Origin of the sequence: Edwardsiella tarda ATCC 15947 = NBRC 105688 (assembly GCF_003113495.2) — a bacterium.
Lineage (GTDB): Bacteria > Pseudomonadota > Gammaproteobacteria > Enterobacterales > Enterobacteriaceae > Edwardsiella > Edwardsiella tarda.
Genome location: NZ_CP084506.1, coordinates 228,552 through 254,710, shown reverse-complemented (window position 1 = coordinate 254,710; position 26,159 = coordinate 228,552). Strand labels below are relative to the sequence as shown.

At 56.9% G+C, this 26,159-nt stretch carries 20 protein-coding genes; 11 read left to right on the top strand and 9 right to left on the bottom strand.

Annotated features, from left to right (window positions below):
• Positions 1 to 68: 68 nt before the first annotated feature.
• Positions 69 to 1,688, top strand: a complete 1,620-nt coding sequence (pckA, locus tag DCL27_RS01200) for a phosphoenolpyruvate carboxykinase (ATP) (RefSeq protein ID WP_005290504.1) — start codon at positions 69 to 71, stop codon at positions 1,686 to 1,688.
• A 100-nt stretch (positions 1,689 to 1,788) separates the two neighbouring features.
• Here the strand turns inward: pckA and envZ are convergent, their stop codons facing one another.
• Both envZ and ompR read right to left on the bottom strand, forming a co-directional pair.
• Positions 1,789 to 3,174, bottom strand: a complete 1,386-nt coding sequence (envZ, locus tag DCL27_RS01195; RefSeq protein WP_005290507.1) for a two-component system sensor histidine kinase EnvZ — start codon at positions 3,172 to 3,174, stop codon at positions 1,789 to 1,791.
• The gene (ompR, locus tag DCL27_RS01190; protein WP_005290509.1) at positions 3,171 to 3,890 is read right to left on the bottom strand and encodes an osmolarity response regulator transcription factor OmpR; all 720 of its coding nucleotides are present in this window, start codon (positions 3,888 to 3,890) and stop codon (positions 3,171 to 3,173) included. Before ompR ends, envZ begins: the two co-directional genes overlap by 4 nt.
• 348 nt (positions 3,891 to 4,238) lie before the next feature.
• On the opposite strand from ompR, the gene greB reads away from it, so the two are divergent.
• A complete protein-coding gene (gene greB / locus DCL27_RS01185; RefSeq protein WP_005290512.1) occupies positions 4,239 to 4,715 on the top strand; it encodes a transcription elongation factor GreB in 477 nt (158 codons plus the stop codon).
• 111 nt (positions 4,716 to 4,826) lie between these two features.
• On the top strand, positions 4,827 to 7,154 hold the full coding sequence (locus tag DCL27_RS01180) for a Tex family protein (RefSeq protein ID WP_035600027.1): 2,328 nt from the start codon (positions 4,827 to 4,829) through the stop codon (positions 7,152 to 7,154).
• Between the two features lie 138 nt (positions 7,155 to 7,292).
• Here the strand turns inward: DCL27_RS01180 and DCL27_RS01175 are convergent, their stop codons facing one another.
• Positions 7,293 to 7,481, bottom strand: a complete 189-nt coding sequence (locus DCL27_RS01175) for a hypothetical protein (RefSeq protein ID WP_035600029.1) — start codon at positions 7,479 to 7,481, stop codon at positions 7,293 to 7,295.
• Between the two features lie 291 nt (positions 7,482 to 7,772).
• Here DCL27_RS01175 and feoA point away from each other — a divergent pair, with 291 nt between their 5' ends.
• From feoA to DCL27_RS01160, 3 genes are all read left to right on the top strand, one after another.
• Positions 7,773 to 8,054: a ferrous iron transporter A gene (feoA, locus tag DCL27_RS01170; protein WP_005295431.1), complete on the top strand. Its 282-nt coding sequence runs from the start codon at positions 7,773 to 7,775 to the stop codon at positions 8,052 to 8,054.
• 104 nt (positions 8,055 to 8,158) lie between these two features.
• Positions 8,159 to 10,474: a Fe(2+) transporter permease subunit FeoB gene (gene feoB / locus DCL27_RS01165; protein ID WP_005290519.1), complete on the top strand. Its 2,316-nt coding sequence runs from the start codon at positions 8,159 to 8,161 to the stop codon at positions 10,472 to 10,474.
• A 21-nt stretch (positions 10,475 to 10,495) separates the two neighbouring features.
• Positions 10,496 to 10,741: a FeoC-like transcriptional regulator gene (locus tag DCL27_RS01160; RefSeq protein ID WP_005290522.1), complete on the top strand. Its 246-nt coding sequence runs from the start codon at positions 10,496 to 10,498 to the stop codon at positions 10,739 to 10,741.
• Between the two features lie 46 nt (positions 10,742 to 10,787).
• On the opposite strand, the gene bioH is transcribed toward DCL27_RS01160, so the two are convergent.
• Positions 10,788 to 11,567, bottom strand: a complete 780-nt coding sequence (gene bioH / locus DCL27_RS01155) for a pimeloyl-ACP methyl ester esterase BioH (protein WP_035600031.1) — start codon at positions 11,565 to 11,567, stop codon at positions 10,788 to 10,790.
• 43 nt (positions 11,568 to 11,610) lie between these two features.
• On the opposite strand from bioH, the gene DCL27_RS01150 reads away from it, so the two are divergent.
• Both DCL27_RS01150 and nfuA read left to right on the top strand, forming a co-directional pair.
• A complete protein-coding gene (locus tag DCL27_RS01150; RefSeq protein WP_005290530.1) occupies positions 11,611 to 12,291 on the top strand; it encodes a phosphoribosyltransferase family protein in 681 nt (226 codons plus the stop codon).
• Between the two features lie 58 nt (positions 12,292 to 12,349).
• Complete coding sequence (gene nfuA / locus DCL27_RS01145; RefSeq protein WP_005290532.1) at positions 12,350 to 12,925, top strand: Fe-S biogenesis protein NfuA; 576 nt, start codon at positions 12,350 to 12,352, stop codon at positions 12,923 to 12,925.
• Positions 12,926 to 13,077: 152 nt separating this feature from the next.
• Here the strand turns inward: nfuA and DCL27_RS01140 are convergent, their stop codons facing one another.
• From DCL27_RS01140 to DCL27_RS01125, 4 genes are all read right to left on the bottom strand, one after another.
• Positions 13,078 to 15,150, bottom strand: a complete 2,073-nt coding sequence (locus DCL27_RS01140; protein ID WP_005295440.1) for a YccS/YhfK family putative transporter — start codon at positions 15,148 to 15,150, stop codon at positions 13,078 to 13,080.
• 58 nt (positions 15,151 to 15,208) lie between these two features.
• Positions 15,209 to 15,841, bottom strand: coding sequence for a cAMP-activated global transcriptional regulator CRP (gene crp, locus DCL27_RS01135; RefSeq protein ID WP_000242755.1), 633 nt, complete (start codon positions 15,839 to 15,841; stop codon positions 15,209 to 15,211).
• A 350-nt stretch (positions 15,842 to 16,191) separates the two neighbouring features.
• Positions 16,192 to 16,416 carry a YheU family protein gene (locus DCL27_RS01130; protein ID WP_005290539.1) on the bottom strand — a complete coding sequence of 75 codons (225 nt, stop codon included), beginning with the start codon at positions 16,414 to 16,416 and terminating at the stop codon, positions 16,192 to 16,194.
• A complete protein-coding gene (locus DCL27_RS01125; protein WP_035600034.1) occupies positions 16,413 to 17,396 on the bottom strand; it encodes a hydrolase in 984 nt (327 codons plus the stop codon). The genes DCL27_RS01130 and DCL27_RS01125 overlap by 4 nt, the downstream gene beginning before the upstream one ends.
• Before the next feature lie 99 nt (positions 17,397 to 17,495).
• On the opposite strand from DCL27_RS01125, the gene DCL27_RS01120 reads away from it, so the two are divergent.
• Positions 17,496 to 18,110, top strand: a complete 615-nt coding sequence (locus DCL27_RS01120) for a LysE family translocator (RefSeq protein WP_035600035.1) — start codon at positions 17,496 to 17,498, stop codon at positions 18,108 to 18,110.
• A 7-nt stretch (positions 18,111 to 18,117) separates the two neighbouring features.
• Here the strand turns inward: DCL27_RS01120 and malT are convergent, their stop codons facing one another.
• The gene (malT, locus tag DCL27_RS01115) at positions 18,118 to 20,832 is read right to left on the bottom strand and encodes an HTH-type transcriptional regulator MalT (RefSeq protein ID WP_005295455.1); all 2,715 of its coding nucleotides are present in this window, start codon (positions 20,830 to 20,832) and stop codon (positions 18,118 to 18,120) included.
• 465 nt (positions 20,833 to 21,297) lie between these two features.
• Here malT and malP point away from each other — a divergent pair, with 465 nt between their 5' ends.
• Together malP and malQ are read left to right on the top strand one after the other, a co-directional pair.
• On the top strand, positions 21,298 to 23,703 hold the full coding sequence (gene malP, locus DCL27_RS01110) for a maltodextrin phosphorylase (protein WP_005290549.1): 2,406 nt from the start codon (positions 21,298 to 21,300) through the stop codon (positions 23,701 to 23,703).
• A gap of 9 nt (positions 23,704 to 23,712) precedes the next feature.
• Complete coding sequence (gene malQ, locus DCL27_RS01105) at positions 23,713 to 25,806, top strand: 4-alpha-glucanotransferase (protein WP_035600038.1); 2,094 nt, start codon at positions 23,713 to 23,715, stop codon at positions 25,804 to 25,806.
• The last annotated feature ends 353 nt before the right edge of the window (positions 25,807 to 26,159 follow it).

Genomic DNA, 26,159 nt, shown 5'->3' with positions numbered 1-26,159 from the left:
CTCGGTTAACAAAAAAGTAACGACTTACAGTAGGCGCAGATAAAAAATAACCTACAAGGAGTAGTGTAATGCATGCCACTGGCTTAACTGCAGCTGATCTCGCCTCCTATGGCATTTCTGATGTTACTGAAATTGTTTATAATCCCGATTACGACCTCTTGTTCAAGGAAGAAACCGCTCCTGGCCTGCAAGGCTATGAACGCGGCACGGTTACCACATTAGGCGCCGTCGCCGTCGATACCGGCATCTTTACTGGACGCTCCCCCAAAGATAAATATCTGGTACGCGATGACACCACGCGCGATACCGTTTGGTGGTCCGATCAAGGCAAGGGAAAGAATGATAACCATCCCTTATCTCCTGAAATATGGCAGCATCTCAAAGGGTTGGTCACTCGCCAGCTCTCGAATAAGCGTCTATTCGTAGTCGATGCCTACTGCGGCGCTAACCCGGATAGTCGCCTAAAGGTGCGCTTCATTACCGAAGTCGCCTGGCAAGCCCATTTCGTCAAAAATATGTTTATCCGCCCTACGGAGGATGAACTGGCCGGTTTCGAACCCGACTTCATCGTGATGAATGGCGCCAAATGTACCAACCCGCAATGGCAAGAGCAGGGACTGAACTCTGAAAACTTCGTCGCCTTTAACTTAACCGAACGCATTCAGCTAATCGGTGGAACCTGGTATGGCGGCGAGATGAAGAAAGGCATGTTCTCCATCATGAACTACCTGCTGCCGTTAAAAGGTATCGCCTCGATGCACTGCTCGGCCAACGTTGGCGAAAAAGGCGATGTCGCCGTCTTCTTCGGCCTCTCCGGCACCGGAAAAACCACCCTCTCCACCGATCCGAAACGCCGCCTGATCGGCGACGATGAACACGGTTGGGATGACGATGGTGTGTTTAACTTCGAGGGCGGCTGCTACGCCAAGACCATCAAACTCTCCGCCGAAGCGGAGCCGGATATCTATCACGCCATCACTCGTGACGCCCTGCTGGAAAACGTCACCGTGCGTGCCGATGGCAGCGTCGATTTCGACGACGGTAGCAAGACGGAGAACACCCGCGTCTCCTACCCCATCTATCATATTAAGAATATCGTAAAACCCGTCTCGAAAGCGGGTCATGCCAAGAAGGTGATCTTCCTGACCGCCGACGCCTTCGGCGTATTACCGCCCGTCTCCCGTCTGACGGCCGACCAGACCCAGTACCACTTCCTGTCTGGCTTTACCGCCAAACTGGCGGGGACCGAGCGGGGTGTCACCGAGCCGACGCCAACCTTCTCCGCCTGCTTCGGCGCCGCGTTCCTTACCCTACATCCGACCCAATACGCCGAAGTCCTCGTGAAACGCATGCAAGCCGCCGGTGCCCAGGCTTACCTGGTGAATACCGGTTGGAATGGGAGTGGCAAACGGATTTCGATCAAGGATACTCGCGCGATTATCGACGCCATTCTCAACGGCGATATCGATAAGGAGGAAACCTTCACACTGCCTATCTTTAATCTGGCGGTGCCGACGGCGCTCCCCGGCGTCAACCCGGCCATCCTCGATCCGCGCGATACTTACGCCAGCCCGGAGATGTGGCAAGAGAAGGCCGACGATCTGGCCCAACGCTTTATCACTAACTTCGATAAGTACACCGACACGCCTGCCGGTGCCGCACTGGTCCATGCTGGCCCACAACGTTAATCCCGTGATGGCCACCCGTCGTGGCCATCGAGGCTAGACATCAATCATAAATAAAAGAGGATGCCCATGGGCATCCTCTTTTTTTATCCTCACTCACGCGTTAGCTACGCTCTTTACGCCGCCCCCCGCTTCGGGGTTTGGCGCCATGATCGTCCAGCGCGACTTGCGACACCAGATGGAGATAGGCGCGGATCTTTAGTCCGCCACGCTCGCTGCGACCGATATCCAAGCTACCATGGTGAGCATCAATGATACGTTGGATGATCGCCAGCCCGAGACCGGTACCACTGGTGGTGCGGGCGCTCTCGCCGCGCACGAAAGGCTGGAACAGATGTGCCAGCTGCTCATCATCGATCCCCGGTCCATCATCCTCCACCTGGAGCCAGGCGCGGCCACCATCACGTCCACTGCTGACCCGGATCCAACCGTTGCCGTAGCGCGCCGCGTTGACCACCATGTTAACGACCGCGCGCTTGATAGAGAGCGGATGCGCATCGATCAGCAGCTCACCCTCGGCCAAGGCCGTGTCGATCTCCCGTTCATAGCCGCTCTCTGCCGCCACCACCTCAGTCAGGATGCCATTCAGATCGCACGACTCCGTCTGCATTTCCTGCCCGGTTCGCAAGTAATCGATGAACTGCTCGATGATCGCGTTACACTCTTCCGTATCCTTGTTGATCGACTCCGCCAGATAGGCGTCCTCGGGACTCATCATTTCCGTCGCGAGGCGGATACGCGTCAGCGGAGTGCGTAGATCATGGCTAACCCCCGCCATCAATAAGGTACGGTCATCCGCCAACTGCTTGACTCCAGCCGCCATCTGGTTAAACGCTCGTGTCACCGAGCGCACCTCCGAGGCGCCATATTCCCGTAACGGTGGAGGGATCTGCCCTTTCCCCACCTGTAATGCGGCATGCTCCAACTCCACCAAGGGGCGGTTTTGAATACGGATGAACAACCAGGCGCCCCCGATCGCCAGCAGCATGATCGCCAAGGTGTAGCGGAATAATGGAGAGAAGTCGCCTTGATGGATCTCGGTCAACGGCACACGCACCCAAATATCGGGCGATAGCCAGGTCTTCAGCCACACCACCGGCGTGTTCTTGCTGATTTCAACCCGGACATCCGTCGGCCCGCCCAACTGCTGCGCCATCTGTTGGCTTAAAAACTGATAATGCTGCGCCCAGCGAAGCCCGTTCTCTTCCGCCGCCGAATTGGTATACAGCGAAATGCCCAGCTCGCGGTAAATCTCGCGGCGAAACGCTGGCGGAACCTCCAACTGGGTACCATCTTCCAGTTGGAGCTTATCCGTCATCAGCATCCGCACCTCATAGGCCAACACCTTATTAAACTGCTGCAAACTCGGCAAAATCGCGAAGTTCAGTACGACCAAATAGGTGGTCACCAGGCTGACAAACAGCAAGGTGACAATCAGCAACAGGGTGCGGGCAAACGAGCTGCGCGGCGAGAAACGCAATCGTCTCATGCTTTACTGCCATCCGGAACAAAGACATAGCCCAGGCCCCATACGGTCTGGATATAGCGCGGATGCGCCGGATCTTCCTCAACCATGCGACGCAGACGCGAGATCTGCACGTCGATGGAGCGCTCCATTGCGCTGTATTCACGCCCTCGAGCCAGATTCATCAACTTATCGCGAGAGAGCGGCTCACGCGGATGGCTAACCAACGCCTTGAGTACCGCGAACTCCCCGCTGGTCAACGGCATCGGCTCGTCATCGCGGAACATCTCACGAGTCCCCAGATTGAGCTTAAACTTACCAAAATTGATCACCGCATCTTCTTGCGACGGCGCCCCCGGCAACTCGTTGGCCTGACGACGCAATACCGCACGGATACGCGCCAACAGTTCACGCGGGTTAAACGGCTTGGGAATGTAATCATCGGCGCCAATCTCTAGCCCAACGATGCGATCCACCTCTTCCCCCTTCGCCGTCACCATAATGATCGGCATCGGGTTGCTCTGGCTACGCAAGCGGCGGCAAATCGACAAGCCATCCTCACCCGGCAGCATCAGATCCAATACCATCAAATGAAAAGATTCCCGCGTGAGCAAACGGTCCATCTGCTCGGCGTTGGCGACGCTACGTACCTGAAACCCCTGCTCAGTCAGGTAGCGTTCCAGCAATGCCCGTAGGCGCATATCGTCATCAACAACCAGAATTTTGTAATTTTCTTGCATGGTGTACTCCCAAAGGCAGAAAGCCCGGCGCTTGTCTGTATATCTGTATGTGTAATCAGGTTATCGCCCGCCAGAATAGCGCGCGCCCGCGTCGCGATCTATTGTCAGAAAACTCGCTTTATTCAAACAGCAGATAATGGTTTATATTCTAGCCTAAATTGTTACAAAGGTTATTTATCTTATGGTTACGCTAGGTTGGCGACATCATCACGCCAATTATTCGCCCGAGGTGGCAAAATGCGTTAGGCTGTCTCGCCGCGTTCTCCACCGTAGCGCGCCGGGCAAGGCGATGCAATGCGGCATCGAACAACATACTGGACCGGCGTCCTCCATTTCAGGTTATAACAGATGAAAACCCCGCTGATTACCCGAGAAGGTTACGACAAACTCAAACAGGAGCTGGATTACCTGTGGCGCGAAGAGCGCCCGGAGGTCACCAAGAAAGTGACCTGGGCCGCCAGCCTCGGCGATCGCAGTGAGAACGCCGACTATCAATACAACAAGAAACGTCTACGCGAAATCGATCGCCGGGTACGCTACCTACGCAAATGCATGTCGATGCTGAAAATCGTCGACTATTCGCCCCAACAGGATGGCAAGGTCTTCTTCGGCGCCTGGGTCGAGGTTGAGAACGATGATGGGGTGATCAAGCGTTTCCGCATCGTGGGCTATGATGAAATCTTCGGCCGCAACGACTACATCTCTATCGACTCGCCGATGGCGCGAGCACTATTAAAGAAAGAGGTCGGCGACGCGGCGACCGTTATCACACCATCCGGTGAAGCGCTGTGGTACATCAACGCCATCGACTATACCCAGCCCTAGCGCTCTCCCGCCGCGCTAAGCATCCTCGCCAGCGCGGTACTGGTATTTTCGTGTCCGACTCCGTATAACGGGAGCCTGGCTTTTATCCATCAAGACGATCTATCTAACGCTATGAATGACGCATTAAGCCGCATTATCGCAACTGAACTGCAGGCGCGCACCGAGCAGGTTGACGCCGCCATTCGCCTCCTGGACGAAGGCAACACCGTACCGTTTATCGCGCGCTACCGTAAAGAGGCCACCGGTGGGCTAGACGATACCCAACTGCGTCAACTCGAAAGCCGCCTGATCTATCTGCGTGAATTGGAAGAGCGCCGCGCGACCATCCTCAAGTCCATCGACGAACAGGGCAAGTTAACCCACGCGCTAGAGGCCTCGATCCTGGCTACCCTGAGCAAGACTGAGCTGGAAGACCTCTATCTCCCCTATAAACCCAAGCGCCGTACCCGCGGGCAGATCGCCATCGAAGCTGGGTTGACGCCGCTGGCCGAGACACTGTGGCAACAGCCGCAACATGACCCTCAAGTACTGGCCATGCAATACATCGATGCCGATAAGGGCGTGGCCGACGCCAAGGCCGCCTTGGATGGTGCCCGCTACATCCTAATGGAGCGTTTCGCCGAAGATGCCGCGCTACTGGCCAAGGTTCGCGACTATCTATGGAAAAACGCGCATCTGGTCTCTCGCGTCAACGAAGGCAAGGCCGAAGAGGGCGCGAAGTTTCGTGACTATTTTGACCATCACGAACCGATCGCCGCCGTCCCCTCACACCGTGCGCTGGCGATGTTCCGTGGCCGCAATGAGGGTATCCTGCAACTCTCCCTCAATCCCGATCCACAGTTCGATGAGCCGCCGCGCGAAAGCTACGGCGAGCAACTGATCGCCGATCATCTCGGGTTGCACCTGGGGCAAGCACCGGCGGACGCCTGGCGTAAGGCGGTGGTCAGCTGGACCTGGCGAGTCAAGGTGTTGCTGCACCTGGAAACCGAATTAATGGGTGCCCTGCGCGAACGCGCGGAGGAGGAGGCGATCAACGTCTTCGCGCGTAACCTGCACGATCTATTGATGGCGGCGCCGGCCGGACTGCGCGCCACCATGGGCTTGGATCCTGGCCTACGTACCGGGGTAAAAGTGGCCGTGGTCGATGCCACAGGTAAGCTGGTCGCCACCGACACCATTTATCCACACACCGGGCAAAGCGCCAAGGCGGCGGCCAGTGTGGCTCAACTGTGCCAGAAGTATGGCGTCGAGTTAGTGGCCATCGGTAACGGCACCGCCTCACGCGAGACGGAGCGCTTCTACGCCGATGTCCAGCGCCACTACCCTCAGGTAACGGCGCAAAAGGTGATCGTCAGTGAAGCCGGTGCCTCGGTCTATTCAGCCTCGGAACTGGCCGCGCAAGAGTTCCCCGATCTGGATGTCTCACTGCGAGGAGCGGTCTCCATCGCCCGTCGTCTGCAAGACCCGTTAGCAGAGCTGGTCAAAATCGATCCCAAATCCATCGGGGTTGGCCAGTATCAACATGACGTCAGTCAAAGCCTGCTGGCGCGCAAGCTGGATGCCGTCGTCGAAGACTGCGTTAACGCCGTGGGGGTCGATCTGAATACCGCCTCGGTCGCCTTGCTAACCCGCGTGGCTGGCCTATCGCGCCTGATGGCACAAAACATCGTCGCTTGGCGTGATGCCAATGGCCGCTTTACCAATCGCGCGCAACTGCTCGAGGTCAGTCGCCTCGGGCCCAAAGCCTTCGAGCAGTGTGCCGGCTTCCTGCGCATCACGCACGGGGATAACCCGTTGGATGCCTCAACGGTGCACCCAGAAGCCTACCCGGTAGTGGAACGCATCTTGGCGAAAACCGAACAGAGCCTAGCGGTATTGATGGGTAACCCAGACGCGCTACGCGGCCTGAGCCCCAAGGCGTTTACCGATGAACGCTTCGGCGTCCCGACCGTCAGCGACATCCTACGCGAGTTGGAGAAACCGGGGCGCGACCCACGCCCGGAGTTCAAGACCGCCACCTTCGCTGAGGGGGTCGAGACCCTAAACGATCTGAACGTCGGTATGATCTTGGAGGGTTGTGTGACTAACGTTACCAACTTCGGTGCCTTCGTTGATATCGGTGTCCATCAGGATGGCTTGGTCCATATCTCCTCCCTCGCTCACAAGTTTGTCGACGACCCGCACAAGGTGGTCAAGGCCGGTGATATCGTCAAGGTCAAGGTCCTGGAGGTCGACCTAGAGCGTAAACGCATCGCCTTAACCATGCGCCTAGACGAGCAACCGGGCGAGAGTGGCGCACGGCGGCCGATGAGCGAACGCAACAGCGAGCATACCTGCCCGACGCGCCCCGCGCCAGGGCGTAACCAACGCAGCGCCAATAACGGCAACAGTGCCATGGGCGATGCATTAGCGGCCGCCCTGGGCAAACTGAAGCGTTAAGTCCACTGTCCACGCCCTCTCTCTAGGGGGCGTGATTCTCATCACAAAATACAAATCTAAATGAGACTTCATAGCAATCTCAGGCGCAAATCCATTGTAAAACACCGCGAAACGTGAACAGGATGTTATCCTCAAATACTAAAAAGCGGCTGCCACATCCGCAATGATAGCATCATGATCGATGCCCCTCACCACTATACCGGCCACCCGCACCTGCTCATAATATTGATAACAAACAATAAAAAATAATAGCCCTGCAACGCTCTTCCCTATTTTTTCGATGACTTCACTGACAGCAGCAAATGACCATACAAAAAATAGGTACATATCATTAACCTTTTTAACGAATGATTCTCATTTGCCGTATTACTAAAATAGTGCTAAAACACAGCCATGGTACAGGTTATGACCACGTTACCATGCCAATGTCATCGACACGTGTCGCATGACGTTTAGCGCCAAATGCGGATGCAAATAATTATCAATTTAATTATACTACGCATTATTCAGCATCTACACATCAGTTTGCTGAATGTCGTGAGAGTGCCGTAGCGTATCATTACTGCCTCCGCATGCAGGCCCAACGCAATGACTGTCGTAACAAGTAAGAAGGTTTATATGCACCAGCTTCTTCCGGGTCATCAATACAAAATTCTCGGCTTCTCGCCGTCCATTAGCCCAGCCTATCGCCAAAAATTACTCTCGCTGGGTTTCCTGCCAGGAGCACCTTTTACGGTGGTACGCATCGCTCCGCTGGGTGACCCGATCGAAGTGAAGGCGCGCCGGGTTAGTCTGGTCTTGCGTAAAAAAGATCTGGCGTTGCTCAACATCGAGCCGCAGGGGCAAGCGCAGCATGCCGCGCACGCCGCCGCACCGGCTGCTGCCGTCGGCGCACAATAATACATCCACGCCCCTTTACCACACTGGGCAGTAACATACTTACGGGATAGCGCGGGTTATCCATACCCGTGCCTGTGTCTGTCTTGGCCAAAAAACAGTAAATTATGAAACAATTGACCATCGGGTTAATCGGTAACCCCAACTCAGGGAAAACTACGCTATTCAACCAGTTGACCGGCGCACGTCAGCGTGTCGGTAACTGGGCTGGCGTCACCGTCGAACGCAAAGAGGGGCAATTCAACACCCCAGATCATCAGGTTAAGCTGGTCGACCTGCCTGGGACCTACTCGTTGACCACCATCTCCGAACAGACATCGCTGGATGAGCAAATCGCCTGCCACTACATTCTTAGCGGCGATGCGGATCTGATTATCAACGTGGTCGATGCTTCCAACTTAGAGCGTAACCTCTACCTGACGCTACAACTGTTGGAGCTCGGTATCCCCTGCATCATCGCGCTCAATATGTTGGACATCGCCCGCAGCCAACAGATCGCGATCGATATTGATGCGCTCTCGAAACGACTCGGCTGCCCGGTGATCCCGATGGTCTCGACCCGTAGCGAGGGCGTATGTGCCCTGAAGCGTGCCATCGACATGCCGCCAGTCTGTGCAGTCGAGGCATTAGTCGACTATCCACAATTACTGCTCAACCAAGTCGATCGTCTGTCGCAGGTCATGCCCGACTCGCTGACCATGCAGCAACGCCGCTGGATCGCCTTGCAGCTGCTAGAGGGTGACATCTATAGCTCGTCACGCGCCAGTAATGCCCTCGCATTGTTGCCCGAGGTGCGCGAAACCCTACAACGCACCCTAAAAGACGATCCGGCCCTGATCATTGCCAACGCTCGTTATCAAAGCATTACCGATATCTGTGATGCGGTCAGCAACAGCCAACAGGCACAGCCGAATCGCCTAACGGAGAAACTCGATCGGGTGATCCTCAACCGCTGGTTAGGGATCCCGATCTTTCTCTTTGTGATGTACCTGATGTTCCTGCTGGCCATCAACATCGGGGGGGCGTTGCAACCGCTGTTCGACATCGGCTCCGCGACCCTATTTATTCAGGGCATTCAGTGGATTGGCGCTACATTAAACTTCCCCGATTGGCTCACTATCTTCCTGGCCCAGGGGATCGGTGGCGGTATCAACACCGTCCTACCGTTAGTCCCCCAGATCGGCATGATGTATCTCTTCCTCTCCTTCCTGGAAGACTCCGGCTACATGGCTCGTGCCGCCTTCGTCGTCGACCGCATGATGCAGGCGTTAGGGTTACCGGGTAAATCTTTCGTCCCGTTGATCGTCGGCTTCGGCTGTAACGTACCGTCGGTGATGGGGGCTCGAACCCTGGATGCGCCGCGTGAGCGACTGATCACCGTCCTGATGGCTCCCTTCATGTCTTGCGGTGCTCGTCTGGCTATCTTTGCCGTCTTCTCCGCCGCTTTCTTCGGCCAGAATGGCGCCTTCGTGGTGTTCTCGCTCTACCTGCTGGGTATCGTCATGGCGATCCTGACCGGGTTAATGCTGAAACACACCTTGATGCGCGGCGATGCCTCCCCCTTCGTGATGGAGATGCCGGTCTACCATGTGCCGCATCTGAAGAGTCTACTGCTACAGACCTGGCAACGCCTGAAGGCGTTTGTGGTCCGTGCCGGACGCGTCATCATCATCGTCAGCATCGTTATCGGCGCGCTGAATAGCTTCTCCTTTAGCGGTAAGCCGGTCAGCGATCTCAACGATTCGGCTCTGGCGGCAACCAGTAAGGTGTTAACACCACTGCTGCAACCGATCGGCGTCAAAGAGGATAACTGGCAAGCCACCGTCGGCCTGATCACCGGGGCGATGGCGAAAGAGGTAGTCGTGGGTACGCTGAATACCCTGTATACCGCCGAGCATATCAATGAAGAGGATTTCGACCCGCAGAGCTACAGTCTGGTTGGCGGCCTGAAAGAGGCACTGGATGAGACCTGGCAGGGGCTGAAGGATACCCTCAGCATCAGCGTACTCTCCAACCCGATCGAGGCCAGTAAAGGCGACGGCGAGATGGGCAGCAGCTCCATGGGCGTGATGAGTAGCAAGTTTGGCAGCATCAGCGCCGCCTATGCCTACCTGATCTTCGTCTTACTGTATGTTCCTTGCGTCTCGGTCATGGGGGCTATCGCCCGTGAAAGTAGCCGTGGCTGGATGATGTTCTCCATCGGTTGGGGGCTGAACGTGGCCTACTCACTGGCGACCCTGTACTACCAGGTGGTGAACTTCGATGCACATCCCGATTACAGCCTGATCGCCATCTGTGCCGTCGTCCTGTTCAACCTGGCTGTGCTGGTCATCCTGCGTCGCTCTCGCGATCGGGTCACCGTGCGTTTGAGTAACGTGGCTAGCGCCAGCTGCTGCTGTAACAACCGTGGCAACTGCCACTAATCGATGTAACGGAGCATTATCATGACCACGTTACTGCAAGTCCGAGATACCGTTACGTTGCATGGACGCATCGAACTACAACGTCTATGCCGTGAGGTCGGTGGTACACCGGCCATGGTTCGCGCCATGCTAGAACGCCTGGAGCAGATGGGCTGTGTAGAAAAGGTCGACGATATCGATAGCGGCTGCCTCAATGGCAGCTGCAAAGGCTGCCCCGAAGCACAGAAGAAGTGCGAAACGATCATTTACCAGGTTCGGGCGCACTAAGCGCCCGCAACTGACTAACTCAACAGCCGCCGATGCGGCTGTTTTTTTATTCCTGCGGCAACGCACCCGCAAAGTCGCATAACGCCGCACAGAATGGTTCGGGATGCGAGATAAAGGGCGCATGTGCCGCCGCAGGCAAGATCTGGGACTCCCCCGGTAACGTCAGCGCATCCACTAACGGCGCAACACGACGTGGCACAAGACCATCCAGCGCGCCATAGAGGCGTAACCAGGGCGTCGTCACCTCCCTCAACCGAGGACGCAAATCGGTATCGCGTAATATCGATAGCCCGGCATTCAACACCGCGGCCGAAGGCATCGGCTGCGCCAGCACCACCGACTTCAGGGTGCGTGCATCCTGGCGTGCGCTCTCGGTCCCCAGCGTCTGCAATGCCAGAAAGCGTTCTACCGTCCGTGAGAAGTCCGCGTTCAGTTGCTGTTGAAAACTCTGTAGCACCGGGCCATGAATACCCGGCCACTGCGCCTGCGCGGTAAAACAGGGCGAGGAGGCGACGGTAACCAAACCACTCAGGCATCGTGGCTGGCTCAACGCCGCCAGCATAGCCACTAACCCCCCCAGCGACCACCCCAGCCAAATCGCGCGTTGTGGTGCTTGGGCCAAGACCTGCTGCGTCATGGCCTCCAGCGAGAAGCAGGGACTAGCCTCGCTACGAGCGTAGCCCGGCAGATCGACCACATGCAGGCGAAAGTGAGTGGAGAGCCGAGGCAGAATGCAACGCCACACTTCGCCATTCAGTCCCCAGCCGTGCAACAGCACAAGATCCTGTTTTCCCGTCCCGCAACGATGCCAATACAGCGCGCTCATCGGTTATGGTCTCCTTTCACATTGGCCCTATCAGGAAACGCACATGGTATCACTTCATGGACGCTGTGCGATCTGTCGCCTGCCACTCCGAGCCCCTGTCGGTATCTGTACGCCGTGTCGCCGAGCACTCCCGCTTCCTCCACCCTGCTGCCCACGCTGTGGCCTTCCCAGTGCCGATGCCACACGCCCCTGTGGCCGCTGTCTACAACGTCCGCCCCCCTGGCAACGGCTGATCTTCACCGGTGACTATCAACCACCGCTGGCCACCCTGATCCAACGCTTCAAATACCGGGGAGAGTGGCCGCTGGCCTTCCCCTTGGCACGCCTGATGCTATTGAGTTACCTCCAGGCTCGGCGCCATATCCCCTCAATGCGTCCCGATCTGCTACTGGCGGTACCTTTGCACCGACGACGTCACTGGCGGCGCGGCTACAATCAGTCCGCCGAACTGGCTCGCCCGTTGGCGCATTGGCTGCAGGCGGACTACCGGCCACATTGGTTACGGCGCGTTCGCTCCACACCGCCACAGCAGGGATTGAGCGCCGCCGAGCGGCGGCGCAATCTACGCGGGGCTTTCACCTGCCATCCCGCTCTGACAGGGCGGCGGGTATTGTTGGTCGATGACGTGGTCACCACCGGCAGTACCTTGAGTGAGATCAGCCAACGACTAATCGCACAAGGTGTGATGTCGGTAGAGGTTATCTGTCTGTGTCGCACCTTGTGAGCATTTTACGATCGGCGTATTATAACCGACCGGAGAAGTCAACTATTGAGCAGATGCCATGATCCGTATTACCGAAGCAGCGCAAGAGCACTTTGCCAAATTGCTGGCAAATCAGGAACCGGGTACTCAGATCCGGGTTTTTGTCATTAATCCCGGCACGCCCAACGCCGAATGCGGCGTCTCTTATTGCCCGCCGGACGCCGTTGAGGCCAATGATCGTAAACTGGATTTTGAACAGCTGAGCGCCTATGTCGACGAAATCAGCGCGCCGTTTTTGGAAGACGCCGAGATCGATTTCGTTACCGATCAGCTTGGCTCACAACTGACCCTGAAAGCGCCCAACGCCAAGATGCGTAAAGTGGCCGATGATGCGCCGCTGATTGAACGCGTGGAGTATATCCTGCAATCGCAGATCAACCCGCAGCTGGCCGGTCACGGCGGTCGTGTCTCGCTGATGGAGATCACCGATGAAGGTTACGCCATCCTGCAGTTCGGCGGCGGTTGTAATGGCTGCTCAATGGTGGATTACACCCTGAAAGAGGGGATCGAAAAAGAGTTGCTGCAACGCTTCCCGGAACTGAAAGGGGTGCGCGATCTGACTGAGCACCAGCGCGGCGACCACTCTTACTATTGATCGCTCGCGAGACGGCGGGGAAATTCACCCGACGTAAGACTCCCCCGGCCGCGCCTCGCGCGGCCGTTTTGTTAGCAGAGTACGCCCACAAGCGCCTTTTCACCTGCCAACCACTCCCGTCATCAAGCGACCACCACCGCGTCACCCACCTCTCAGTCACGTAACCGACGACTGAGCCACAAGCCGTGATGCGGGCGCTGACGCCAAGCGATAGACGAAATGGTATGCATGGTGCGCAAATGCGATAGGATGCGCCGCAGATGGACCTCCATCGGCGTCATCGGCATGCCTTGTTGTGGCTCCGGGATCGGAATCGCCTGGTTATCGTTGCTACTCGGCCCATCGTGTTCCAGACGCTGCTGACAGAGCTGCAAGGCAATCTCGCCACACTGCAAGTAGTCCTGGGCCAAACGTGGCGTCAGCATATAGTGCTCTCGCGCCAGGATCGTCATGGCATTGAGGTGCTCGACGATAAACTGGCTGTGGGTGATCCACAGACGCATATCGGCCAAATAGCGTGAGTCGAAGCCCGGCTCCTGCATCGCTTGGCTAAGAGAGGAGTAGAGCGTGTTCTGTGCCTGGTTGCTACGCATACGCGCATACGCCTGCTCGCTGACCCCCACGTCGGCAGAGAGGAGCAAACGCAGCTCATCCTGATACGCCTCCAACGCCTGATGGGCATTCTTTCGCAACAAACCACTCTGCCACTGTGGCCACAGCCAGATCGTGCTGGCGAAGGCGAGGATACAGCCCAATAGGGTATCTACCAGGCGCGGCACCAGGAAGTTCGAACCATTCAGCGCCAACAATTGCAGAGTAAATACCGCGCTGACCGTAAAGCCGATGACGGCCAGGCCGTAGTTCTTGCGTAACACCAGATAAGCCCCCAGCGTCACCAACAACATCACCAACAACATCACCGCCTCGCTCAACGTTAGTTGCAACAGGCCAGCGGCGATAATCAGACCGGCAAAGGTCCCCATCGCACGGTGCTGGATCCGCACCCGCGTCGCGTTATACCCATTCTGGATCACCAGCATCGTGGTCAACATAATCCAGTAAGATTTAGGCAATGCCAGTAAGATCCCCAAGCCGCTACCGGCGGCGAGGGTCAGCCCGAGGCGCAAGGCATTACGCAGCGCGCCAGACTTCGGTGAACAATAGGCGCGCAACGCCGGCCAAAACGGCAGGCGTTGCTGCGTCGCCATCAGTTGGCGTTGATAGAGGGGACGCTGGCGCTCTAATAAACGTGCCATGCGGCTAAAGTGGTGCAAACAGAATTGCCCCACCGGGTTGTCGGGATAGCGACTGGCCAGCTTCTCCAACGCGGAGACCTCAGGCTGCATGGAGAAGTGTTGCGGATAACGGTGATAGAGAATGTCATCCGCCACCACCCGCAGGCGCCCAGCGACGACCTGGGCATTGCGCCGAATGATCGCCTCGGCCTGGCTCTGCGCCACCAGCGTCTGCACCTCCTCCGGCTGAGAGAGACTGACGGTGATATGCTCTTGCAGATCGAGCGCCACCTGAAAATAGCGAACCAGGCGCTTGTACTCGGGGTTATGAACCAAAGAGAGCATGTGCATCTGCTGGTAGATCACCGTGATCAGATCCATCACCTTCTGCTGACGATTCAACAACGGCGGCAAGGCCGTCTGTGGATCACTATGCTGCGTCAGCAAGCTGTACTTGGCCTCGATATAATCCCCCAACTCCAAATAGAGTTGGTTCAGCGTCTCGCGAATCGGCTGCCCCTTCCACAGGATAAACCAGAACCAAGTAAACGCACCGTACCAGACGGTCCCCACCAGATACAGCAGCGGTGCCTGCCAGATAGGTACCATGCCGACCATACTCAGAGTAAAGATGGCGGCGACCAACGTGGCGGGCAGCAAGCGGGCATGCAATGGGCTGATCTCTCCATTGACGCCCAGCAATAACGCCAGAAAAAGCATCGCCAACGGCACAGGCACCTGCCATAACAAGGCAAGCTGCAAGAGAAAACTACCGAGCGCGAATAGCGAACCACCCACGGCCAGGCGTTTAAAGAAGCGTTTATGTGGTGTATCCAGGCCCGCGATGTTACAGCAGACGGGAACCAGCGAGAACAGTAGCCCCTGTTGCAGTTGGCCAATCAATAACCCGAACAACACCGGCAGACACAAGACCAGCGTCTGACGCAGTGCATAATTCACTTCCGGGTGGTAGATAAACCGCCGCCACATGAGCACCATCCTGGGGATGGAGAGAGTCCCGCGCCACGAGGGCGGCGCGGGCGAAAAATCACCGCGTCCCGTAGACGACGATGGTTTTACCGTGGGCCGAGATCAGGTTCTGATCTTCCAGCATCTTCAAGATACGACCGACCGTTTCACGCGAACAACCGACGATCTGACCGATCTCCTGACGCGTAATCTTAATCTGCATACCGTCCGGGTGCGTCATCGCATCCGGTTGCTTCGCCAGATTCAACAGCGTCTGGGCAATGCGGCCGGTAACGTCCAAGAAAGCCAGGTTACCGACCTTCTCTGACGTCACTTGCAGGCGACGCGCCATCTGCGCGGACAATCGCATCAAGATATCCGGGTTTACCTGAATCAACTGACGGAATTTCTTATAAGAAATTTCAGCCACTTCACAGGCAGTTTTCGCCCGAACCCAGGCACTGCGCTCCTGTCCTTCCTCAAACAAGCCCAACTCACCGATGAAATCGCCCTGGTTCAGGTAAGAGAGGATCATCTCCTTGCCCTCTTCATCCTTGATCAGTACCGCGACAGATCCCTTCACGATGTAATAAAGCGTCTCCGCCTTTTCACCTTGGTGAATCAAAGTACTTTTTGATGGATATTTATGAATATGGCAATGGGACAGGAACCATTCAAGGGTTGGGTCTGTTTGTGGTTTGCCGAGAACCATTCGCTATTATCCTCTGTTGTTATCGCATCCCCGTGCGCCAAACGCGCCCCGCCAGGCGGCGGAGCCGGGAAACTGCCTAGTAACCTGTTATAGCACTGCACTTGTCGAATATAGTTTTATTAGCCTAAGGGAGTTGCTACCCGACCTTATTGATCTATACCCGCTTCATTCCATTAAAGGTGCATGTCGGCTTAGTTTGTAGCATAGCTTGACCCAACTGTCTCGCACTGTCTCGTTTCAGCATGGAATAGCTCACTGTTCGCCGCGTTTTTTTTCCCAACGGAATTATTTTTGCACCTTATTTGCACAGTAGCCTGCGCTAAATCACCAAGAAAAGCGAGCGATTAGCGTTAATCGTCCCCGTTAAACTGGCTACGCGCCATAATATTGACACTTTCATGAAGTTCAGACCAAACAACCACGGCCTCGCCGCTTATCAGCTGTTGGCGCACATCCTCAACCTTCTGTGCCAGACTCTTCTCCTGTTCGCCATAATCGGTTCCCTCACGTAACACGAAGGCTTCGATTAAATTATCCAATGTTGTCGGGGCGATATCTCGCCAAGGAATGATCACGTCATTGACTCCAAATAACAGGCTAACCATTCGGGAATACGCTGCTCTAACCACAGGGACGGGCGCCGTAGCGTGCCGTTGATAAAGCCGACGTGTCCACCGAACTCGGTGAGCTGATAGTCGATATTAGACGGTAGCCGTGCCCTGTCCGGGATCACCGCCGCCGTCATGAAAGGATCGTCACGCGCTTGCAAGATCAACAACGGCTGGCGAATCGCAGCCAGACGCGGCAACGCGCTACAACGCCGATAATAATCATCCGTGCCGGCGAAACCATGCAGCGGCGCCGTAATCTGCTCGTCAAACTCACGCAACCGACGCAACCGCCGGATCTGCTGCGGATCGAGCGCTCGTAACTGGGGATAACAGCGCTGTTTACGCAACGCGCTGCGCTTGAGCTCATGTAACAGGTAACGTTGATAAAAACGCCCCGCCCCACTCTCCAAGTGCGCCGCACAGGCCGCCAACTGTAACGGCGCCGAGACCAGCACCGCCGCCGTCAACGGCGCTTGCGATCCCTCCTCCGCCAAATAGCAGGCCAACATATTCCCCCCGAGAGAGACGCCGACCGCCGCCGTCGGTACCTCACCCAGCGTTCGGCGTAACCATGCGAGGAAGAAACGCGCATCGCCGGTCTTGCCCGAATGATAAAAACGTGGCAGCAAGTTAGGCTCACCACTACAGCCGCGAAAATGCATCACCACCGCTAACCATCCCGCCGCACGACACGCCTGCAGCAGACCATGAGCATAGGGACTATAAAAACCACCCTCTAATCCGTGAAAGAGCACCACCCGCGGCTTATGGCGTGCGGCAAGCGGCGCCTCGCTCCAGGCCAGATCGATAAAGTCGCCGTCCGGTAAGGTGAGCCGTTGCCAGGTCGGCGTCAATGCCACGCGGCGACGTAACAGACGCGGCAATAGTGTCTGAAGATGCGGGTTGCGCAGCAGAGGCGCGGGTGAAAATGGCGTGACGCTCATGGTAGCTGAAGAAAATTCATCGAAGGACGCGTTGTATCATCAATAGCACACTGTTAGGGTCAAAACATCTCTTTCCCTACGATGCGGAGCCTAATCGGCATGGACAGCACCCTGTTCCTCTCTCTAGTCGGATTCCTCTGGGTGGCGGCGATCACGCCGGGCCCCAACAACATGCTGCTGACCACCTCCGGTGCCAACCTCGGTTGGCGATCCTCCTGGCCATTAATGTTGGGCATCATCCTGGGCATGCAGACTCTGCTGTTGCTGGTCGCCTTCGGCATCGGCGGCCTGCTGTTACTCTACCCGACGCTGCATACCCTACTCAAAGGGCTCGGCAGCCTCTATCTGCTGTATATCGCCTGGAAGGTGGCCACCTCACGCTATACTCGCCTGACGCCCACCGCGTCGGAGGCGACACTCGCTCCGCGAGCCATCCGTTGGCATCAGGGGTGGTTACTGCAATTCCTTAACCCCAAAGCCTGGCTGATGACGCTGGGCGCCGTAACCAGCTTTACCCTACCCGGCAGCGACTATCCGACGACGGTAGCGCTCATCAGCCTGGCGATGGTGCTGATCAATCTCATCGCCGGTATCCTATGGCTCGGCTTCGGCACACTGATTGGCCGCTTACTGCAAAGCCGGCATGCTTGGTTCGCCTTCAATCTCGCGATGGGCGCCCTCACCGCCGCCTGTGTCCTGCTGATCTGGCGCTAATAGCGGCTCACACCCCGTACCCCATCAGGCGCATGATGTCCTGCGCCTGACGTACCGCCTCTTGGCGGTGCGTTACCCCCAGCTTCTGATACAGATTCCGAATATGGGTCTTGATGGTGGTGGCGGCGACCGCTAACTCGTCGGCGATCTGCTCGTTACTGTACCCGGAATAGATCAGCCCCAATACCTGCCATTCACGCTGGGTCAAGGGGCTGGTGCGGATCAGCTCCGGCACCTGAGGGTGATTCAACAACCGCTCGACGAATTTCTCGTCGAAATGCGCGAATTTATGCCGATGATGCTGGTTAATGTCGCGCAGGATACGTTGCGCGCGATGTACCTCCAACTCCGGCAGGGTATTGAGCTGTAACAGTTGGCGCAACTGTTGAGCCATCACCTCACCCTCGATGACAAAGTGGCTGACAAAGCCGGTGCGGTTGGCCAGGCTCAGCGCCTCCATCAGTACCCGCAACGCCTCGCTCTTCCGATCCATATGCCAATACAACAAGTTACTCAGCAACAGGTTACGGTTCAGATCGCTCACCAATCGCAGACGACGCGCCGCACCGTTCAACGCCTCCAGAACCGCTTGCGCCTCCTCATACTGCCCCAGCATGATCTGTACGCGGGCGATATTGCGCCACTGCCCCTGGAGGAAGTGATTATCCGGCGCCGCCGGACGCACCGCCTGTAATAGCCAGTTACCCGCAGCCTGACGATCACCGGTGATCTGCCAGTAGATCACCCGCGCCTTATCGGCATTCACCAACCAGTCGCTATGGTAGTTACCCGACTGCAACAACGCCTCACAACGGCGTAGATGCTGCCCAGCATTATCCAAATCGCCCCGCGCCAGCGAGCACTTAGCCAGGAGCGCCAGGCACTGTAACTGCTGCTGCGGCTCAAAATTTGCCAACACCGCCAACCCCTCACGCGCCGCGCGCTCGGCGTCATCCAGCCGCATCCATGACCACAGTACTTGGGCGCGGATACGCAATAGGAACTCGTGCATCGGGAGCTGTTGCAGGTGCTGTTCCTCGACCAGTTCAAACGCCTTATCCTGGGTCTCGTAGGCCGCCTGCAAGAAGCCTTGGGCAATCAGGATCTCACTCTGCTGCAACAGGGCCCAGAGCGCATAATGATAGGCTTGATGACGACGGGCCACCTGCTCGGTCTGCTGCATCATCGGTAAGGCCCGCGCCAGCATGCCCTTACAATGCAATACCTCACCCAAGACAGAGCTACTGACGATACGACTGTAGTAGCTACCGATCGGTAGATGACGCAACGCCTCCGTCGCCAAGCGCTCGGCATCATCCGGCCGACCATCGTTGATCGCCACTTGAGCACGCAAGGCATTAAACTCGGCATGCAGCGCCGCATCCAGCGTAATCTGGCGCAGCGCCATCTCCTGCTCGGCGCGCGCCAGCAGGGTATTCACCTCACTATAACGATGCTGACTCTGTGCTAACCAGGCTTGCAACAACGCCAAACTAGGATGTTGGATCAAGGCGTCATAAGGCAGTGTATTCAGGCAGGACTCGAGCAACGCCAGCTCACATTGGTGGAATAAACTCCAAGCATGCTGCAACAGAATATCGCACAACAGCGCCATGTCGCCGGCCGCCTGAGCGTGATGAATCGCCTCGGCCGGGAATCCTTGGCTCAACCACCCTTGCGCCGCACGGCGATGTAGCTGAGGCAGCGCCGTCGCCATCTCGCGCTGGCAACGATTACGCAAGAAATGGGCGAACAGCGGATGAAAACAGAACCACTCGCCCTCACCATCCATGCGGTGGATAAACAACCCTTGCCGCTCTAGCTCTTCCAGGCGTTGCTGCCCCTCCTCCTCGCCCGTCAAGGCACAGATCAGGGCATCGTTCATCGAACGTAGCACCGAGCAGCACAGCAGGAAGCGACGGGTATCGTCATCGACCCGATCCAAAACCTCATCGGCCAGATAGTCGGCCAGATGCGTCGCATTGATGCGAGCCAGACGACGGGCTGATGCCTGCGCCTGCGCCGAAGATTGACGCGCCGATAGGGCGATCAACTGTAACGCCGTCGGCCAGCCTTCGACCTCATCGCACAACGCATACATCTCGTCATCGGCCAGGGGCGTATTGAGGCGCTGATGGAAAAACTGGCCAGCCTCCAGGTGGTTAAACGCCAGCTGACGCGTGTTAATTTCCAACAGCTGCTCCCGCACCCGTAGGTTCGCGATGCCTAACGGCGGCAGGGTGCGTGACATCAGACACAATGTTAGGTTATCGGGCTGATGGCGAAGGAAAAAGCGCATTGCCTCATGCACTTGTGGATGAGAGATGAGATGGTAGTCGTCGATCACCAAGTAAAGCGGTGTCGGCCAATCGGCCAACTCGATAAACAGCTGGGCGAATAACGCGGACAACGTGGCGTATTGATGCTTCTGACTCATCGCCTCGCTTTTGGCGCACTGACCGCCGGTCGCCTGCTGTATTGCGGCGATCAAATAGTGGGCGAAACGCTCCGGCTGATTATCGCTCTCATCCAGCGAATACCACCCCAGATGCGCCTTCTCCTGCGCCCACTGCGCCATCAGTGTCGTCTTACCATAACCCGCCGGGCCGTTCACTAATACCAAGCGGTAATTACGCGCCGCGTCTAAGCGAGTGAGTAATTGTTCCCGTACTACCGTAGTTTGTAGCCGTGCTGGACGGCTCAATTTTGACGGAATCAGCATGATCGCCAGCCCCTATTCTGATACCACCTCTACACCAGTTCGGCCCGTGCCGAACAAGGTAGCGCAGGTGCCATCCTGCCCCAGAAATCGCTACTACGCGCCTATTTATTTTACGCTTCGTAATTAATGACTGCTCTTTAAGGTCTGACAATGTGCGCACTATTGCAACCGAGGTTCGGTACCCGATCGCAGGAAGTTGCTACTGATCACATTTTTCGGCGAGTCCATGCAATTAGCGCCTCAATCGCCACTAATACATCCCATTTGTACGTCATAAATACGCGCTCGTTGCGACGAGGGGTGCCATCCTCGGCGTAGCAGGCGTGGCACGGATCACAGTTCAGACTACGCCCTAAGACTCCTCCCCTGAGCAGGTCACGACGGGAGGATGTTTTCACCCCATGGGATCGTCAGGATGTGAATCATGCCTAATACTTCAATTTTGACGCATTGAGAGAGACGCCTATGTCGTATACCCCGTTCGATCAAGCCGCCTTCCACGCGGCACTGACCCGCCACTGGCAAGGATTGGGCCTGGAAAATATACAGCAGATGAACGCTCGTCAGTGGTGGCAGGCGGTCAGTCACGCCTGTGCCGAGCAACTCGCCGCGACGACTCAGCCCGCCCCTGTCGTGACGGAGGAGCAACGCCATGTGAACTACCTGTCCATGGAGTTTCTCATTGGCCGTCTCACCGGTAACAACCTGCTCAACCTGGAGTGGCACGATGCCGTAGCGCAGGCTCTGGGGCAATACGACATACAGCTCAGCGACCTGCTAGAACAAGAGGTCGATCCGGCGCTGGGTAACGGTGGATTGGGTCGTCTGGCGGCATGCTTCCTCGATGCCATGGCCTGCGTCAAGCAACCCGCTATCGGTTATGGGCTGTGCTACCAATATGGTCTGTTCCGCCAATCCTTCAGCGACAGCCACCAACAGGAAAGTCCGGATGCGTGGGGACGCGATGAGTACCCCTGGATGCGTCAAAACCGGGCGTTGGATGTCCAGGTCAACGTAGGCGGCAAACTTCTGCGTGAAAACGGGACAGTGCGCTGGCAACCGGCCCTGACCTTACGCGGTGTGGCACGTGATCTTCCCGTTATCGGCTATCGCAATGGTATTAGTCAACCGTTACGCCTCTGGGTCGCCTGCCATGATCATCCTTTCGATCTCGATAGTTTCGATCGCGGGCAGTTCCTGCGTGCCGAGCGTCAAGGCATCGACGCCGCCAAGTTGACGAAGGTTCTCTACCCGAACGATAACCACCAAGCCGGCAAGCGCCTACGCCTGATGCAGCAATACTTCCATTGCGCCTGTTCGCTGGCCGATATCCTCCGCCGCCATCACTTGGCCGGACGGAAACTCGACGCGTTACCTCAACATGAGGTCATTCAGCTCAACGATACCCACCCCACCATCGCCATTCCCGAGTTGATGCGTATTCTCCTCGATGAGCATGGCATGACCTGGGAGCGCGCCTGGGATATCACCCGCCAAACCTTCGCCTACACCAACCATACCCTGATGCCAGAGGCGCTGGAGTGCTGGAGCGAAAGCCTGGTGCGTAGCCTGCTGCCACGTCATCACGACATCATTCGCCAGATCAATCAGCGCTTCCAGCAGGTCGTCGAACAACGCTGGCCGGGTGATAAGGCGCTCTGGCAACGCATCGCCATCATCCATGACAAGCAGGTCCGCATGGCTAACCTGTGCGTCGTCGCAGGGTTTGCCGTCAACGGGGTCGCCCAGTTGCACTCTGACCTGGTTAAGAGCGATCTGTTCCCCGAGTACTATCAGCTGTGGCCAGAGAAGTTCCACAATGTCACCAACGGGATCACGCCACGGCGTTGGCTGAAGCAGTGCAACCCCGCGCTCGCCGGGCTGATCGATCGCACCTTGCAACGCGAATGGGCTAACGATTTAGATGCGCTACGTGGGCTGGAGCCTTATGCCACACAGGCCGGGTTCCGTGAGGAATATCGCCAGATCAAACAACAGAACAAAGCGGCCTTGGCACGCTATGTGAAACAGACTCAAGGCTTGATCCTGAATACCGACGCCATCTTCGACGTCCAGATCAAACGTCTGCATGAATACAAACGCCAGCATCTCAACCTGCTGCATATCCTGGCGCTGTACCATGAGCTGCGCGCCAATCCCAACGCCGATCGCGTACCGCGTCTCTTCCTGTTCGGCGCCAAGGCTGCTCCAGGCTACTACCTGGCGAAAAACATCATCTACGCGATCAATCGTGTGGCCGAGGTGATCAACCATGATCCCCGCGTCAAGGATCGCCTCCAGGTCGCCTTCCTGCCAGATTATCGCGTCTCTCTCGCGGAGATGATGATCCCGGCCGCCGATGTCTCCGAGCAAATCTCCACCGCCGGCAAAGAGGCCTCGGGTACCGGCAACATGAAGCTGGCCCTCAATGGCGCACTGACCGTCGGTACGCTAGATGGTGCTAACGTCGAGATCGCCGAGCAGGTCGGAACCGACAACATCTTCATCTTCGGCCAGACGGTGGCAGAGGTAAAAGCCACCCTCGCCGCCGGCTACCAGCCACAAAAAATCTATCGCCAGGATAAGCGGCTGAAGGCCATCATCGACGAGCTCGGCTCCGGTCACTATAGCCAGGGCGATCGTCACGCCTTCGACATGATGCTGCACAGCTTGCTACAAGGCGGCGATCCCTATCTAGTGCTGGCCGACTTCGCCGACTACTGTCAGGCACAAGCCAAGGTGGATACCCTCTATCGCGATAGCGAGGCATGGACGGAGAAGACCATCCTTAATACCGCGCGAGTCGGCATGTTTAGCGCCGATCGGGCTATCCGCGACTATCAGCAACGCATCTGGCAACGCCAGCGTTAAGGAGTCGCCATGCAACGCGCACCGACGCAAACCACTCTGGAACAGCGGGCATCCAAGGCCGGGATTGCCAGCAGCTACATCAACGCCCATGGTCGTAGCCAGGCCATCAGCGCACAGACCAAGCAGCGCCTACTCGATGCGATGCCTGCGCCGGTGCCTCACTCGGGGCCATTGCCCAGCGTACTGGTCGCCGGTCAAGGTGGTAACACCACCATCACCCTGCAACAGAGCGGAGACTACCAGTGGTCGCTGTTCCTGGAAAACGAGATGCAGCCCGCCCATCAAGGGCGGCTGAAACGCCGCAAACAGCTGGTACTGCCGCCTCAACTGCCGTTGGGCTATCATCGCCTGCAACTGAGTGAGGGTGAGCGACAGTGGCATTGCCCACTGATCATCACGCCGACTCGCTGTCATGAGCCCGATGCCTTGTTGACCGGACGTAAGCTCTGGGGCGCCTGCGTCCAACTCTATACCCTGCGCTCGGCGAGCAACTGGGGGATCGGTGACTTCGGCGATCTCGCTCAGATGGTCGGTCAGATCGCCCAGCGTGGCGGTGCCTTTATCGGCTTAAATCCGATCCATGCGCTGTACCCGGCTAATCCCGACAGTATTAGTCCCTATAGCCCCTCTTCGCGTCGTTGGCTGAATATCATCTATATCGATGTTAATCGTGTCGCGGAGTTTCAGCATAGCGAGGCCGCTCAACGCTGGTGGCAGGATGAGGGAACCCGCCAACGTCTGGCGGCGGTACGAGCGAGCGACTGGGTCGATTATCCCGCCGTCTACGCCCTGAAACTGGAGGGGCTACGCCTCGCCTTCCAAGCCTTCAACGCACAGGGTAACGATGCGCGCACTCAGGCCTTTCAACGCTTCGTGCAGCGAGGAGGAACCAGCCTACAACACCAGGCAGCCTTCGATGCCCTGCATCATCACCTCCAGAGCCAAGATGCGCAGATGTGGGGCTGGCCGGTATGGCCACCCGCCTTACGACGGGCCGACAGTCCAGAGGTTGCCCAATTCTGTCGCCAACACCAGCAAGAGGTTACCTTTTTCCTCTGGTTACAGTGGCTGGCCGATAGCCAATTGGCTGACTGTTATCAGCAGGCGAACCAGCACGCTATGCCTATCGGGCTATATCGCGATCTGGCGGTCGGTGTGGCACAAGGTGGCGCCGAAACCTGGAGCGAGCCGGAGCTCTACTGCCTACAGGCCTCCGTCGGCGCTCCACCCGATATCCTCGGCCCGTTAGGGCAGAATTGGGGATTGCCGCCCATGGATCCCCATACCCTGCACGCCCTGGGCTATCAACCCTTCATCGAGATGTTACGTGCCAACATGCGCCACTGTGGTGCGTTGCGCATCGACCATGTCATGTCGCTGCTACGCCTGTGGTGGATCCCCCAAGGCGAGTCGGCCTCGGAGGGCGCCTATGTGCAGTATCCGCTCGACGATCTCCTGGCGATCCTGGCCTTGGAGAGCCAGCGCAACCGTTGCATGGTGATCGGTGAAGATCTGGGAACCGTACCGGTCGAGATTATCGCCAAGCTGCGCGAGTACGGTGTCTACTCCTACAAGGTGTTGTATTTCGAGCGCGATAGCGATCATATCTTCCGCGCCCCGCAGAGCTATAACGTGCAGGCGATGGCGACCGTGACCACCCACGATCTCCCGACGCTGCATGGCTACTGGCAGGCCGACGATCTACGCCTCGGTGAGCGCCTCGGCCTCTATCCCGATCGCGAGGTTCTCGCCGAGCTCTATCAGGACCGGGCGGCGGCCAAGCAAGGTTTGCTCGACGGTCTGCACCACTATGGCTGCCTGCCTCGTCGTACCGGGCGCCATGCCGAACGCATGACGATGACCCCCTGTCTTAGCCGTGGGGTCCAGCGTTACGTGGCCGATAGTGCCAGCGCCCTCCTGGGTCTCCAACCCGAGGATTGGCTCAACATGACCTCGCCGGTCAACGTGCCTGGCACCTGCGACGAATATCCCAACTGGCGGCGCAAACTTAGCGCGACTATTGAGGAGATATTTAATAATGAACAAATTAATCGCTTGATAAAGGATTTGGATAAGCGGCGACGGCGCGTTTCCGCCGGATGAAAAAAAAATAATGGCCGCTGGCATGGCGGCCATTATTTTCTGGCGGTTTTTGTTTTTTCTGCTAAGAAAAAACTTTCTTCCTTATAAATCAATCCCAAATGAATTAATACCAATATATATCCACTTTCATTTTCCCGCATTATTTGTCGTATGTTACCCGTATAATCATAATATTCATCATCATATTACACCCCCTACACGTGACCGCCTCCGCAATCTCACATTGAATTTGAAAAAGAGTCAGATTACATTATTCGACACCGTGTGGTTGCCATGAATAAATAACGTATCACCCTGGTATTAAATAAGTATTTAATTGGTTTCAATCATATCAATAATATCTATTGTTATTA

Bases quoted from the DNA above. Each gene is read 5' to 3' on its own strand.
- pckA (WP_005290504.1), top strand. From the start codon at position 69: ATGCATGCCACTGGCTTAACTGCAGCTGATCTCGCCTCCTATGGCATT.
- envZ (WP_005290507.1), bottom strand. From the start codon at position 3,174: ATGAGACGATTGCGTTTCTCGCCGCGCAGCTCGTTTGCCCGCACCCTG.
- ompR (WP_005290509.1), bottom strand. From the start codon at position 3,890: ATGCAAGAAAATTACAAAATTCTGGTTGTTGATGACGATATGCGCCTA.
- greB (WP_005290512.1), top strand. From the start codon at position 4,239: ATGAAAACCCCGCTGATTACCCGAGAAGGTTACGACAAACTCAAACAG.
- DCL27_RS01180 (WP_035600027.1), top strand. From the start codon at position 4,827: ATGAATGACGCATTAAGCCGCATTATCGCAACTGAACTGCAGGCGCGC.
- DCL27_RS01175 (WP_035600029.1), bottom strand. From the start codon at position 7,481: ATGTACCTATTTTTTGTATGGTCATTTGCTGCTGTCAGTGAAGTCATC.
- feoA (WP_005295431.1), top strand. From the start codon at position 7,773: ATGCACCAGCTTCTTCCGGGTCATCAATACAAAATTCTCGGCTTCTCG.
- feoB (WP_005290519.1), top strand. From the start codon at position 8,159: ATGAAACAATTGACCATCGGGTTAATCGGTAACCCCAACTCAGGGAAA.
- DCL27_RS01160 (WP_005290522.1), top strand. From the start codon at position 10,496: ATGACCACGTTACTGCAAGTCCGAGATACCGTTACGTTGCATGGACGC.
- bioH (WP_035600031.1), bottom strand. From the start codon at position 11,567: ATGAGCGCGCTGTATTGGCATCGTTGCGGGACGGGAAAACAGGATCTT.
- DCL27_RS01150 (WP_005290530.1), top strand. From the start codon at position 11,611: ATGGTATCACTTCATGGACGCTGTGCGATCTGTCGCCTGCCACTCCGA.
- nfuA (WP_005290532.1), top strand. From the start codon at position 12,350: ATGATCCGTATTACCGAAGCAGCGCAAGAGCACTTTGCCAAATTGCTG.
- DCL27_RS01140 (WP_005295440.1), bottom strand. From the start codon at position 15,150: ATGTGGCGGCGGTTTATCTACCACCCGGAAGTGAATTATGCACTGCGT.
- crp (WP_000242755.1), bottom strand. From the start codon at position 15,841: ATGGTTCTCGGCAAACCACAAACAGACCCAACCCTTGAATGGTTCCTG.
- DCL27_RS01125 (WP_035600034.1), bottom strand. From the start codon at position 17,396: ATGAGCGTCACGCCATTTTCACCCGCGCCTCTGCTGCGCAACCCGCAT.
- DCL27_RS01120 (WP_035600035.1), top strand. From the start codon at position 17,496: ATGGACAGCACCCTGTTCCTCTCTCTAGTCGGATTCCTCTGGGTGGCG.
- malT (WP_005295455.1), bottom strand. From the start codon at position 20,832: ATGCTGATTCCGTCAAAATTGAGCCGTCCAGCACGGCTACAAACTACG.
- malP (WP_005290549.1), top strand. From the start codon at position 21,298: ATGTCGTATACCCCGTTCGATCAAGCCGCCTTCCACGCGGCACTGACC.
- malQ (WP_035600038.1), top strand. From the start codon at position 23,713: ATGCAACGCGCACCGACGCAAACCACTCTGGAACAGCGGGCATCCAAG.